The sequence below is a fragment of the Marinomonas sp. 63XJN7_9_ISO-PGPR-S23-217 genome (assembly GCF_056173515.1).
Genome location: NZ_CM149678.1, coordinates 4,741,324 through 4,754,926, shown reverse-complemented (window position 1 = coordinate 4,754,926; position 13,603 = coordinate 4,741,324). Strand labels below are relative to the sequence as shown.

General features: G+C 44.8%; 12 protein-coding genes. 7 read left to right on the top strand and 5 right to left on the bottom strand.

Features of this window, described 5'->3' with window-relative positions; translation table 11 throughout:
* Positions 1-10 precede the first annotated feature (10 nt).
* The 4 genes from AC0VYI_RS22105 (at position 11) to gcvA (ending at position 4,615) form a co-directional block, all read left to right on the top strand.
* Complete coding sequence (locus tag AC0VYI_RS22105) at positions 11-1,384, top strand: glyceraldehyde-3-phosphate dehydrogenase (RefSeq protein WP_475445639.1); 1,374 nt, start codon at positions 11-13, stop codon at positions 1,382-1,384.
* A 160-nt stretch (positions 1,385-1,544) separates the two neighbouring features.
* The gene (locus tag AC0VYI_RS22100; protein WP_475445637.1) at positions 1,545-2,414 is read left to right on the top strand and encodes a DUF2167 domain-containing protein; all 870 of its coding nucleotides are present in this window, start codon (positions 1,545-1,547) and stop codon (positions 2,412-2,414) included.
* Positions 2,415-2,426: 12 nt separating this feature from the next.
* Positions 2,427-3,134 carry a site-2 protease family protein gene (locus tag AC0VYI_RS22095; RefSeq protein WP_475445635.1) on the top strand — a complete coding sequence of 236 codons (708 nt, stop codon included), beginning with the start codon at positions 2,427-2,429 and terminating at the stop codon, positions 3,132-3,134.
* Positions 3,135-3,670: 536 nt separating this feature from the next.
* A complete protein-coding gene (gcvA, locus tag AC0VYI_RS22090) occupies positions 3,671-4,615 on the top strand; it encodes a transcriptional regulator GcvA (protein WP_475445633.1) in 945 nt (314 codons plus the stop codon).
* Between the two features lie 127 nt (positions 4,616-4,742).
* Here the strand turns inward: gcvA and glpD are convergent, their stop codons facing one another.
* Together glpD and AC0VYI_RS22080 are read right to left on the bottom strand one after the other, a co-directional pair.
* Positions 4,743-6,242: a glycerol-3-phosphate dehydrogenase gene (gene glpD / locus AC0VYI_RS22085; RefSeq protein WP_475445631.1), complete on the bottom strand. Its 1,500-nt coding sequence runs from the start codon at positions 6,240-6,242 to the stop codon at positions 4,743-4,745.
* Between the two features lie 275 nt (positions 6,243-6,517).
* Positions 6,518-7,291, bottom strand: coding sequence for a DeoR/GlpR family transcriptional regulator (locus AC0VYI_RS22080; RefSeq protein ID WP_199478364.1), 774 nt, complete (start codon positions 7,289-7,291; stop codon positions 6,518-6,520).
* Between the two features lie 321 nt (positions 7,292-7,612).
* Here AC0VYI_RS22080 and AC0VYI_RS22075 point away from each other — a divergent pair, with 321 nt between their 5' ends.
* Complete coding sequence (locus AC0VYI_RS22075) at positions 7,613-7,915, top strand: hypothetical protein (protein WP_199478361.1); 303 nt, start codon at positions 7,613-7,615, stop codon at positions 7,913-7,915.
* Positions 7,916-8,002: 87 nt separating this feature from the next.
* Here AC0VYI_RS22075 and AC0VYI_RS22070 read toward each other — a convergent pair whose 3' ends face one another.
* The 3 genes from AC0VYI_RS22070 to AC0VYI_RS22060 form a co-directional block, all read right to left on the bottom strand.
* Positions 8,003-8,518, bottom strand: coding sequence for a DUF501 domain-containing protein (locus AC0VYI_RS22070; RefSeq protein WP_199478359.1), 516 nt, complete (start codon positions 8,516-8,518; stop codon positions 8,003-8,005).
* 40 nt (positions 8,519-8,558) lie between these two features.
* Positions 8,559-8,969 carry an energy transducer TonB gene (locus tag AC0VYI_RS22065; RefSeq protein WP_199478357.1) on the bottom strand — a complete coding sequence of 137 codons (411 nt, stop codon included), beginning with the start codon at positions 8,967-8,969 and terminating at the stop codon, positions 8,559-8,561.
* A 315-nt stretch (positions 8,970-9,284) separates the two neighbouring features.
* Complete coding sequence (locus tag AC0VYI_RS22060; protein ID WP_475445628.1) at positions 9,285-10,706, bottom strand: aminotransferase-like domain-containing protein; 1,422 nt, start codon at positions 10,704-10,706, stop codon at positions 9,285-9,287.
* A gap of 241 nt (positions 10,707-10,947) precedes the next feature.
* Here AC0VYI_RS22060 and AC0VYI_RS22055 point away from each other — a divergent pair, with 241 nt between their 5' ends.
* Both AC0VYI_RS22055 and AC0VYI_RS22050 read left to right on the top strand, forming a co-directional pair.
* A complete protein-coding gene (locus AC0VYI_RS22055) occupies positions 10,948-12,927 on the top strand; it encodes a methyl-accepting chemotaxis protein (RefSeq protein WP_199478354.1) in 1,980 nt (659 codons plus the stop codon).
* 123 nt (positions 12,928-13,050) lie between these two features.
* Complete coding sequence (locus AC0VYI_RS22050; RefSeq protein ID WP_475445625.1) at positions 13,051-13,530, top strand: redoxin family protein; 480 nt, start codon at positions 13,051-13,053, stop codon at positions 13,528-13,530.
* Positions 13,531-13,603 lie beyond the last annotated feature (73 nt).

Genomic DNA, 13,603 nt, shown 5'->3' with positions numbered 1-13,603 from the left:
GGAGCCTGATATGACAAACACTTGGTTACAATCTCTTGCGCTGGTGGAATCCATGATTCCGCTTTTGGGTAAACTTGGCCGCGAACACTCAGTCAAGGTCCAATTGGCTGGTCAGACATTAATGGCGGATTCCGTCACAGGTCTGATGGGCATTTTTGACAAGCACCCAGAATTGGATCTGACGCAGGTGTATCAAGTGCTGGAACAAGCCTTGGCAAGCCCTTCAAAGCAACGCGTATTGGCATTAGAAGCTTTGCTGGCTGAGGCCGATGTTAACTCTATTTTGTCAGCGCCGTCGTCAGAAGGAGAAACGACTCCTGTTGTACTGTATGGCTTTGGTCGTATTGGTCGCTTATTAGCCCGTCGTATGTGTGCACTAGGTCATACCACTCCTGGTATGTACTTGGCGGCCATTGTGGTTCGTAAGGCCTGTGATAACGACCTTGCCAAACGCGCCAGCTTACTCAAATACGATTCCGTCCATGGTACCTATGATGGTTTGGTTAAAGTGGATGAAGCGAACCAAAGTCTGATCATCAATGGGCAAGTGGTGAAAGTGATTTATGCGTCTGATCCTGCTCAAGTGGATTACGAGGCTCATGGTGTCCACCGTGCTTTATTGGTTGATAATACTGGCCGTTGGCGAGATCGCGATGGCTTAAATGTTCATTTACAACGTCCAGGTATTGAGCGTGTTGTGTTGACCGCCCCTGGTAAAGAAATGAAAAACATCGTATTTGGCGTCAATGATGGGGATCTTACGCAAACGGATCGTATTGTGTCAGCGGCGTCTTGTACGACCAACGCGATTACGCCGATTCTCTCAGTATTAGAGAAAAAGTTTGGCATTGAATCTGGACATGTGGAAACCGTACATGCTTACACCAATGATCAAAACCTGATTGATAATATCCACAAAGGTGACCGTCGTGGTCGTGCCGCTGGCATGAATATGGTGATGACCGAAACAGGTGCTGCAAAAGCAGTATCTAAAGCGATTCCTTCATTGGAAGGCAAGCTAAGCGGCAGTGCTATTCGTGTCCCCGTTATTAATGTGTCGATTGCTGTTTTAAGTTTAACCTTAAAAGAAGCTACGTCGGTTGAAGTGATTAATCAACTCTTACAAAACGCTTCTAGTTCCGCAGAGTTAAGCGGTCAGATTGGTTTCAGTGCCGAAGCGGATGCTGTTAGTTCTGACTTTATTGGTTCTGAACAGGCGGGTATTTTGGACTCTTTGTCGACGAAAGTACGTGGTAACCAAGCCACTCTATATGTTTGGTACGATAACGAATACGGTTACAGCTGCCAAGTGGTGCGTTTGATGGAAAAGTTATCACAGGCTCAGTTGATAACTGAGCAAGTCCGCGAAGAGCAAGCGGCATAAGAATGGAATGACCGGATACACAGCAATGTGTATTGTGTGCGGCGACCTTCGGGTCGCCGTTTTTTTGTTTTAGTTTCGGGAAAAATACTAACGATTGCTTTGTAAACCTTGTATCATCCGCTTTTATTTTTATTAACTTGATAAAGGGACGATTTCAAGAATGAAAAGCCTCATTATGTTATGGCTAGCCTGTATTTCTTTTTACACCTTCGCTGCTGAGTCGGACAATGACAATATGACCGCTGAGCAGTTTTTGCAGCAGCTCCACCCCCAGTCTGGACATATTACACTTGCGAATGGCGTCGCAGAGCTAAATTTAACAGATAAATTTGAATACCTTTCACCTGAGAGTGCTGAGCGTCTATTGGTCGATGGCTGGGGAAATCCACCTGGTAATAAAACCTTGGGCATGCTGATTCCTACTGATACCAACCCTCTTAGCAATAATGGCTGGGGAGTCGTGATCACCTATCAAAAAGATGGTCATGTCAAAGACTCTGACGCCAATGAGATCGACTATAACGAACTTCTGCAAAAAATGAAGAAAGAAACTCAGTCAGAGAGTGAAGAGCGGGTGAAACAGGGTTATAGTTCCATTGAGCTAGTTGGTTGGGCACAACCGCCTCGCTATGATCAATCAACCCATAAATTTTATTGGGCGGAAGACTTTAAAACGAGCGCGTCTCGTGAAGATTCGCTCAATTACAAAATTCGTGTTTTGGGGCGCGAAGGGGTGTTGGTACTGAATGTGATTGGCGGTATGAGCCAGCTTCATGACATCGAAAAAGAAACCCCAGCTTTACTCGCGGTAACGAATTTTACGAAAGGCAATCGTTATGCGGACTTTAACAGTAAGACCGATCATGTGGCGGAATATGGACTAGCAGCGTTGGTTGCTGGTGGCGTGGCGGCGAAAATGGGTTTGTTTGCAAAACTGTTAGCGTTACTTATCGCCTTTAAAAAGGTCATTATTATCGGTGTGGTTGCATTTGGTGGCGTAATCATGAAGCTATTTCGCCGTAAAAAATAGGTTCTATGAATCATGGTAAAACTGTTTTTGCTTCTCTTTAGTGCCGCCAAATTTGGCAAGCTCTTAACAATGGGCGGCACCATGTTGTTTTCCATGTTGGCTTATTCGTGGATATTTGGTTGGCGCTATGCCGTTGGGTTTGTGCTGCTGATTTTATTTCATGAATTAGGGCATTATATGGCCGCGCGTCAGCGCGGTCTCAACGTTGGGGTTCCAACCTTTATTCCTTTTGTTGGTGCTTGGATTCAGATGAAAGAGCAGCCAACCAATGTGGAAACGGAAGCCTATATTGCCTTTGCTGGGCCCGTTATTGGGACGCTGGCTGCCATGGGGTGTTACTGGTTGGCTCGGGAGAGTGGTAGTCAGCTGATGCTGGCGCTCGCTTACGCAGGCTGTATGATTAATTTGTTTAACCTGATCCCCTTATCCCCTCTAGACGGTGGGCGTATTACTGCCATCATTTCACCTAAAATGTGGCTATTGGGGTTACCGTTATTGGTCGGACTGTTTTTTTATAATCACAGTCCGATGTTGATACTGATTGTTATTCTGGCTTACCCTCAAATTAAGCAGGCCATTTGGCCTAATCCGAATGCAGTTCCCCAAGGGTATTACGAGGCCAGCTTTAATGAACGGACAAATTACGCCGTACTCTATTTGGGGTTGGTGATATTCCTATCGGTAATGACCTATCTATTGCATACTAGTTTGGCAGGATAAATAGGCTGATATCTGCCTATCGATATTGGCCACTTTCTAAAGGTTTTCTTTGTGCTATCCAGCACCCCTTAGCAAGCAAAAAAAACCGGACATGAAGTCCGGCTTAAACAAAAGTAACTAGCAGTTCCAAACAAAATACCTCTGTGGGGAAGTATTGTGTCCTCTCAAATTCCAACTGTGGGAGTGGTCTTTGAGCTGGTCATCAACATAGTAAGGGCTACGTTGAAAGATCTAGATCAGGTCGCTGTTCAACCTAAGAGATAAGGCTTATTTTAGGTTTTTTGCCAGGTCTTTCAAACGATATAATCTGATCAATTGCATTAGAATAGCTAATCCAAATGATCCCTCGCCTGCAAAGTTTGTTATGATCTCTATATTGCTTAGCGTGCCAACTTTTTCTGTGACATCTTGATTTGTGGGGCATGTCAGAGCAAACGAGCATGCATTTTCACTAAACTGTCATCAAGTTTTGCTAAGAGGTTTTGGGTGTTGATTGTATTTTGCAGTAGTCACAATAGCTCAACAGGGGGCAAGCTATGAAGCCAATTCCATTATATGGCTTAGAAACGTTTGCGATTGCCGCGCGTCACTTGAGCTTTACCAAAGCGGCCCAAGAAATGCACCTGACACAAGGGGCCGTGAGTCAGCAGATTCGTCAGTTAGAAGAGCGTTTGGGGCTCACCTTGTTTATTCGTTACCATCGTCGTTTAGAGCTGACCGTGGCGGGGGCGCGTCTTGCGGTGCACATCAATCACAGTTTTGCTCAGATCCAAGCCCTAATTTCTGAACTAAAAGAGGAGGAGACATCGAATATTTTGACCGTATCTGTCATGCCTTCTTTTGCAACGAAATGGTTGATTCCTCGTCTTGGCAGTTTGCAGAAACAGTACCCAGATTTACAGTTACGGATTCAGGCGAATGATCGAGAGGTCAATTTTCAGCGAGATCGCATTGATGTGGCGATTGTGCACAGTCATATTCATGGTCGCAATAGTTATATTGTACCTTTAATGAGAGATCAGGTTTTTCCCGTGTGCAGTGCCTCATTTGCCCAAGAGCAGGGGTTGATCGAGCCCAATCAGCTGGCAGCAATGTCATTGCTTAATGATGATTCCGAATGGCGTTTTTCCAGCCCATACGCGGAATGGGAAAAATGGTTGCAATTGGCCAATGCCAGGGGAGTAAAACCGTCGAGAGGCATTAGTTTTAATCGTGGGGATTTAGCGGTGCAAGCAGCCATTGCGGGTCAAGGCGTTGCGTTGGGGCGTACCCCGTTGGTAATGGATGACATACAGCAAGGCCGTTTGGTTAAACCCTTTTCTGAGGTATTAGATGAAGGGCATCGTTATTTGTTTGCCTGCCCTGATGCCCAGCGCCATCGAGAACCAGTACAACAATTACTGGCTTGGCTGGTTAGTGAGTGTTATCGCTATTCGCCAAAAGACTGTTTAACCCTGCCTGATGCTTTGCCGCATTTTTGAATCTATACCTATAGCCTTATATTCGTTATAGAAAATAGGGGGCTAAAAAAACCGATGAAAGACAGTGTGTCTCTCATCGGTTTTTTTAAGTTGGTGCTTTTATTAAAGAGAGCAAAAACGCGGATGTTTATGCCGCGATAGCCAATGATTTCTCTATGTATTCTTGAAGTGTGTTGACTTCGTTTTGCGACATTTCTAGGCCAAGCTTTGTGCGACGCCAGAGAATATCTTCAGCACTATGGGCCCATTCGTGTTTGATCAAATAGTCGACTTCTACCTGATACAACTCGTTGCCAAAACAGTGTCCTAGCTCTGCTTCGTTGCTGACCTTTTCCAACATGAGGTGCGTGAGGGTGCCATAGCTGTTGGCGAAGCGTTGTGCATTGTGTGCACTAATAAAAGGGTACTGTCTTTGGAGTTGGATGCCAAATGCGTCAAGAGGCATGCCTAAATCGCCGCCTGGCAGTGGCTTACTGTGTGTCCAAGGGGCGCCCATGTTATCAAAGTAAGGGGTTAATTTACGCATGGCCGATAGGGCTAATTGGCGATAGGTGGTGATTTTGCCGCCAAAAATACTGAGTAAAGGCGCTTTGCTTTCTTCATCTTCTAGGTGCAAGGTGTAATCACGGGTCACCGCAGAAGGGTTGTCTGATTCGTCTTCTAACAATGGACGAACACCGGAGTAGCTCCAAACAATGTCATCGGGGGTTAGTTGTTTTTTAAAGTGATCGTTTGCTACGCTGAGAATGTAACTTGTTTCTTCTGCAGAAATCGCTACTTTATCTGGGTCGCCTTTGTACTCCACGTCCGTTGTACCAATGAGGGTGTAATGTTCACGGTATGGGATAGCAAAGACAATGCGTTTGTCGACGTTTTGCATGATAAAAGCATTGGATTCTTTGTAAAGTCGTGGTACCACAATGTGGCTGCCTTTGATCATGCGGATACCATAGGGCGCTTTGCGTTCCATCTTGGTTTCGATGAAAGAAGAGACCCATGGGCCAGCGGCGTTAACCAGTGCCGTGGCGGTTACTTCTGTGATCTGATGGGTGAGCTGGTCTTCTAGTTCAATGCGCCATAGGCCATGGTCGCGTTTGGCGGCATTGCAGCGGGTTCTGGCAAAAATACTGGCACCGTTTTGTTGTGCGCTCAGCGCGTTGATAACGACCAAGCGAGCATCATCCACCCAGCAATCTGAATACTCAAACCCTTGCGTGATGTCGGCTTTTAGCGGACTGTCAGCGTTGTATTTCACGCCACGAGAGCCTGCAAGGGCTTCACGTTTGCCAAGATTGTCATACAAAAATAAGCCGATTCGAATCAACCAGGCAGGGCGTAAATGGGGACGATGGGGCATTTGGAAACGCATTGGAGTAACAAGGTGCGGCGCAACTTTAAGCAATACTTCTCGCTCGTTAAGTGCTTCGCGTACAAGTCGGAATTCATAATGTTCTAAATAGCGCAAACCACCATGGATTAATTTGCTGCTTGACGATGATGTTGCATGAGCGAGATCGCCCATTTCACATAAGCCAACTTTAAGTCCGCGTCCAGAGGCATCGGCTGCGATGCCTGTGCCGTTGATGCCACCACCAACAACAAATAAATCATAATGTACTTGAGTCATGGTGCTCCCCGCTTAACCTTACTCGTTTTTGAGTGATATGTTTTTCGTGTCTGTTGTTTTATGTTCATATGAAAATTTTTATGTTCGAAAACGAACATTCAAGTCCTCATAATAGACCTCATGGTAACCAATGACAAGGTTTGAATATTAAAATCTGATGAAAAAACAGACAAACGCGGCTTAAGGCGGTTAGGAGCGGCATTGATGCAAGGTGCTTGGAAGGTGATAGAAACGCCTTACATCTGCCAACGGTAGAGAGAGTCTTGATCGATCTGTTATTCCTGGGTTGCACAAAGTTCCAAACGAACTTTGTGCGCTTTCATGATGGTGAGCAGGCTTTTGGGCGGTTGCTCATTGGTGAACAATCTGTCCACTTGGGTGAGGCTGCCCAATCTCACCATGGCGTTACGACCAAATTTATTGGCATCAGCGGCTAAAAAGACATGACGTGAGTTGGCTATGATGCTTTGGGCCACTCGCACTTCTTGGTAGTCATAGTCTAGTAAGGAACCATCGTTTACATCAATACCGCTGATGCCAATGATGCCGTAATCCACTCTAAATTGATTGATAAAATCAATGGTAGCTTCCCCCATTATTCCGCCATCCCGCGAGCGTACTCGGCCTCCTGCGATGATGACGGTAAAATCTTCTTTGCCGCTGAGTATGGTGGCCACATTGATGTTGTTCGTGATGATTTGTAAGCCTTGATGTTTCAAAAGGGCGCGAGCAACGGTTTCCGTTGTTGTACCGATGTTAATAAAGAGAGAGGCGTGGTCAGGAATTTCTGCGGCAATACGATTGGCGATTTGCTCTTTGGCTGAGTGCTGTAGGATTTGTCGTGTGGCGTAGGCAACGTTAGTGGTACTGGAATCGTAACTGGCGCCACCATGATGACGACGAATCCGTTCGGATTGCGCTAATACATTGATGTCTCTACGAATCGTTTGTGGAGTGACGTTAAAATGACTGGCCAATTCATCAATCGTTACATAGCCTTTTTCTTTTGCCAGAGCGACGATTTTATCTTGGCGAGTTTGTTGGGCCATTGACGTTTTCTCCTTATAAAAAGCCATTTGTTTGCTTGCGGGGCAAGACATATTGTTGTTTATTGTTATGGTTGACTATGAAGGTTAACAATAGCAAAAAATGTGCGCTAATAAGTGGATTTTGTGTGGTCTTTCATGAATTTATAAGAGCTAATCAGGTGTTTATAAAAATAGTAGAGGGTACCGAGGAGGGGATTTTGTCGTGCTGACGGGAGTGGCGTGATTTTTTTTACGATTTGAAACAGCCAATCCCTTGTATCCCTCTCTACTTATGACTAAGTTAAAGATTGATTAGGTTTCTTATGAAAGGATTTTACAACGATGTCAAAACAATTCGCCGAAGTGCAGCAAGATGATTTTATGAAATTTGGCGGTGAGCGTCCTAGCTATTTGCAGATAGAAGACTCTCTTATGGAATTAGGGGGGCATGGTGTGAATGGTAACGCATTTAAAAACGAAATGGTGAAATTAGCTGGCTGGACGGGTGGGGCGTTAACGACTTATGCCCAGCGTCCTGCTGTGGCGGTGAATGCCTTTAATCGAATTCGTAAAGTGTTGCCAGAAGTGTCGACGCCAGAAGAGCTTAGAGAAGCATTAGTCCAACTGAAAAAAAATAGTCTTTGAGCATGAGATAGAAAAAACCGCTTTAAGCGGCTTTTTTGCATGTTTTTACGACCATTTTTTAGGGAGAGCGTTTACTAAGCAAAGACGTTATTCTGCGTCGGCAACGGCTCGAATATTATATTCGTCATCAAGAATGCGGCCTATTACATTATTGCCTGCTAGGTGATGAGCGTATTGCATGTGTAGACAGCGTACTTGATCCCAATTGGCAATCCCACCAATGCCTAATTTTTCAAACAGGGGTTTGAATCCTTTTTCCTCGATGATGGCTTTGTGTTCTGAGCTCATTACTTCCCAGCGGCGGGCAATATAGTCTTGATGGGACTGGTGATAGGCTTCACGCAGCGCGACGTCTTCTTTGATCCGCTGTTCTAACTCTTTTACCACACCCTGGCTCTCTATTTTGGCCAGCGCTTTGTCTATGGCTTTGCTTGATAGCCAGTATAGGGTGGGAAATGGTTGGTCAAACACCCAGGTTTCCATTTCAAGTACTTGAGGAATGCCGCTTGGAGAATGATGGGCGATGGCTCTAATGCCACTAGGTGTCCTGCCAAGTTGGCTGGTAATAATGTCGATATCGTGCTGAGTAAGGGTGTTTGTCATAGGAATAAAGGGATAGCGATAAAGGATACAAGAGCCTACATTAGGCGATGAATGATGGGAAGCTAGCGGCGAATTTCTGAATCCATTCGGCAGCAGCTTCATTATAATTAAGACGTCTACCTTGGGTTTTTGCTTGACGGCGATAATGTTCTATCTGAGACAATTGCTCGACCATACGCACGCAATAACACTCGTCTTTAATGGGGAACTCAATGGCCACACGGTATTCCCCCACTTCTCGATCACACCATACAATGCGACCTGTCACGCAAAAGTTAGGGTCAATTTCTTCTAAAGTGACGCGCACAGATCGACCGCACTCATAGTACTGAGAGGCGAGACAGGTTATACCGACAAATCCTAACTTCTCTTCTGTACTCACAGGGAAGGGTTGATCCTCTATAAGAGTGATCTCCAAAGGTAGGTCTTTCGGGTGTGCAACAAATTCCATCGCAACGAGCCAGCTTATTCAGATAATCTTGTTATCGACCAAAGGGTCAGGGAGTTTAAAAATTACGCGAATTGTACGCTTTTTGTTCTCGCTGTACAGACGAATTTTAAGATAGCAGACCTTATATTCATAAACTTAACTTATATAGAAAGATTTGCTGCTCCATCAACTTAAAGGCTATGTTATTTTTTTCTATTTACCTGATGAAAATAGGTAAATTTATTGTAAATATCTAACGGGAGTCAACGTCAGCGTGAAGCTCGAATAGGGAGACCCCGTCTGTAGTGACAGAGGGTGACAGTATGCTTACTCCCTTTAGCATCCATTTTGTACTTGTTGGCAAGCCAGTTTTCCCAGTTGTTTTAATGCCTCATGCGTTGTGGTGTTCCATGTTAAGGCATAGTTGAGGCGAAAGTGATGTGGATACTGACCGGTTAGGCTAAAGGCCAACCCAGGGAAAATACCAATGCCAATACTCAATGCTTGCGTATGCAGAGTCATGGCATTGATGTCAGGAGGCAGTGTCACCCAGAGTAAGAAACCACCCGTTGGGGTGGAAGTACTGGTTCCTATCGGAAAGTGCTGCTTGATAGTGGCTTGGTAGCTTATCAGGTTGTCATGATAGGCGGCTCGGGTTCTACGTAAATGTCGATCATAGGCACCATTTTCTAAAAAATTGGCAATGGCGGTTTGTGTGAGAGTTGGTACAGCGAGCGATTGAATATAAGCAAGGTGTTCGATTTGCGCTTGATGTTTTCCTGCTACCACCCAACCAACCCGAAAGCCAGGCGCGATGCTTTTCGAGAAGGAGCTGCAATAAATCACAGAATTTGTTTGATCATCTGCCTTGAGAGCGTGCTCTCGGCGATTATTGTAGTTCAGCTCCCCGTATACATCGTCTTCTATTAAGGTGAACTGATGCTTGTCAGCCAGTGCGAGTAGGTGTTGTCTCGCCGTGTGATTAAGTGTGGCGCCAGTTGGGTTTTGATTATCTGGTGTCACAATGCAGGCTTTGATTGGCCATTGCTGAAGCGCTTGTTGTAGCGCATTGAGATTGATGCCATGTCGGCTATCACAGGGAATTTCAATGGCTTTCATTTGTAATACTTCAATGACTTGTAGAACACCATGATACGTCGGGCTTTCAATGGCAATGGTATCGCCTGCTTTTGCTATGGCTTGTAGTGACAGCATTAAGCCATTCTGACAGCCCATGGTGATGGTTATGTCGTCTGGCTGCAGCTGGCATCCTGTATCAAGCATGCGAATGGCAATTTGGCGGCGTAAGCTCAATGACCCTGGTGTAAAGGCGTAGGCGGCACAAATTTCAGGCTCTAAGCGCATCAGGCGCCCAACGGAGCGTTGTAACTGACGAATGGGTAAAAATGGGGATTGCGGTATGGCCGCCGCAAACTGAACGATATCCGCCCCTTGTGAGGCATGTAATAAGCGGTGCAACAAAGCATGTATACTGCCATCGTTTTCAATGGGCTTAAGCATATTGTGAGGGGAGCTAGAGGGAATATGATCTTGTACAAAATAGCCTTTTTGTGGGCGAGCTTTAATAATCCCTCTGTCTTCTAATAGACTATAGGCTTGCAGGACGGTAGCCACACTGATATTGAGTTGTTTACTTAATTTTCGGACCGACGGTATTTTTTTCCCTGATAAGAAAATGCCGTCACGGACCTGTCTCTCCACTTGATTGGCAATTTTCTCGTATAAGGGGTGTTCCATAATATTATCGTCATACTCGGTCACTATTAATTGAATAATCTAGCAGATTGAAAGGCCGAATGAAATTGATTGTCACCTATCATATTCGCCTGGATGTTAACAGCCTGTATGAGCCGTATTCCCTCTTTATCACATAAGATTACATAGTGTAAAATGCCGTTGACAAAACATAACTAATGAGTCAGTTTTATCTCACTTCCTTGAGAAATGACGCATCCATATAAATGCTTAGAGGTCAATTATGTCGTTATCTGTTGTTCAAAGGATCTTGGTAGGCTTTGGTGGATTGTTAGCCTTACTGTTAATTGTTGCAGCGGCCGGTTTCATAGGATTAGAGAAGGTTGAGAGTGGGCTAGAAAAAGCAACGGGCAATATTGCCAACATTAATAAAATAAGTAATCAAATAAACCAAAACCTTGCCAAAGCGGATACTACGGTTTTGCAATATTTGTTGAGTCGTTCGCCGGATACGTTAAAGCGACTAAAAGTGTCGTTTGAAGAAAGTAAGAAAAAAATTCAAACGCTATTTACCAACACTTCGGAGCAAGTACAAGATTATCCCAAGCTGGCTAAAATACTAGAAAAATCAAAAGCAGAAGTGACTGCCTTTTATCAGTTTACTGATATGGCGTTTAAAAATCATGAGCGCATGTTGCAATTACAAGCGAAAATTCCAGATGGTAAGTTTGATTTAAAAGATGACCTTTCCTATTTGATAGATAACCTGAATAGAATAAAAAAGAATCACCCGAATGAACAAAAAGGATTTGCAGCGTCTTATTTGGTCGATCAGTTTGAAAGTTTAAAAGCGACTATGAGTGATTATTTTGATTCAACCAATCTAAAGGACATGCTTGGCCTGAAACAAACGATGGCGCAAAACTTTTCTAGTATGGGGCAGAACCTTACCTATTTGGCTGACAGTGATACCAACGACTCCGTTAAACAAGTGAAGCAAGAGGTATTGGGCGACAACAGTGTTGTTGATAATTATTATAACTTCATCAGCTTGGATCAACAGTCTGAAAGTATTGCCAGTAAGCTGGTGGACAAGATGGACGCGATCAGTGGTTTATCGAAACAAACGGTTGAAATGACGGAATTGCTTCGTGAAGAAGCGAAAAACTCGGCCAAGCAGGCAGCTTACTTCTCTAAAGTGTTTATGGCCATCGTTGTGTTAGTGTCGGTATTGATTGCGGTGCTGATCACCCTATGGGTAAGCCGTAGTATTCGTAAGCCATTGGCAAGTGTCATGTTGGTACTAGGGAAAATCACCGATGGAGACTTTACGCAACGCTGTCAGGTCTCGAGTAAAGATGAGTTTGGGGAGTTATCCGGTTGGGTTAATCAATTGGTGACGAAGCTTCAAAGTGTGATGCAAGATGTTAATAAGGCGTCAAACGATGTGGCGGACTCGGCAGAGAGAAATGTTCGCCTTGCAGGCGAAACGAAGACACTGATGAATACACAAAGTGACCGCTCCTCCAGCATTGCCACAGCGATGACGGAAATGCTGGCGACGGTTCAGGATGTTGCAAAAAATGCCGAAATTACCCTAAACCAAGTGCAAGAAGTGGATACGCTGGCGGTCGAAAGCCGCAGTAAAATGAGCTCAAATATCCATGAAATTGAGCAGCTGGTGGCGCAATTGGAGTCATCCGAAGGCGTTGTTAATGAGCTGGATGAGCATTCGAAAAACATTGGAAAGATTTTAGAGGTGATTCAGGACATTGCTGAGCAAACCAACTTATTAGCACTGAATGCTGCTATTGAAGCCGCACGTGCAGGGGAGCAAGGTCGAGGTTTTGCGGTTGTAGCTGATGAAGTACGTTCTCTGGCGAACCGTACTCACGCCTCAACGGAGGAGATCCAAAGCGTTATTAATTTGTTGCAAGGTGGGGTATCGAAAACGGTGGCCGCCATGCAAGAGAGCAAGGATAAAGCCTATTCTAGCGTAAAAGAGACGCGAACGGTTGGCGAAGCATTAGACACCTTGCAAACACGGATGGTAGAGGTGAGAGATTTGAGTACGCAAATTGCGACGGCTGCAGAGCAGCAATCACTAGTCGCGCAAGACATTAATAAAAGCGTGCATGAAATCTCAGCAATGTCTGAGGAGGCGACTAAGAGTGCGGATTTAAGTGAGAAAGACAGTGAGCAGTTGTTTGACTTATCGTCTAATACTAAGCGGCTGTTGTCTCAGTTTAAAGTCGTAGCGTAATTCAAATGCACGGCTGATTTTCGTCATTTACCAAATTGGGAAAGATTTTTCTGAGGCGGTGTAATGCGTATTGCTGTTTATTTGTTGTAGGATAGCGTTCGTTAATTCTTTGTGGAGAAAAGCATGGCAATTCAAATCGGTGATATGTTACCCCATGGCCAGTTCCAAGTAATGGGCAAAGAAGGTCCAGAAAATATAGATGTGACGGAGTTCTTCTCGGGCAAAAGAGTGTTGATGTTTGCTGTACCAGGTGCGTTTACTCCAACCTGTAGTGCTAGCCATTTGCCAGGTTATGTTGTGCATCATGATGCAATAAAAGAAAAAGGCATTGATGAGATTGTTTGTCTTTCTGTAAACGATGTGTTTGTGATGAATGCTTGGGGAAAAGCCAATAATGCTGAACATCTGGTGATGGCGGCAGATGGCTTAGCTGAGCTGACTTGCTCGCTGGGTTTAGAATTGGATATCTCATCGGCGAAAATGGGAATTCGTAGTCGTCGTTATGCCATGTTAGTCGACAACGGCATTGTACAGCAGCTTTGGTTGGATGAGCCGGGTGAGTATAAAGTGAGCTCCGCTGAATACGTGTTATCTCAATTATAAGCACGTGTTTAGACGGCGATAGAAGCGTCTATACCACTCACATCATTGAAAAAAACCGCTTTATGAGTAAGCG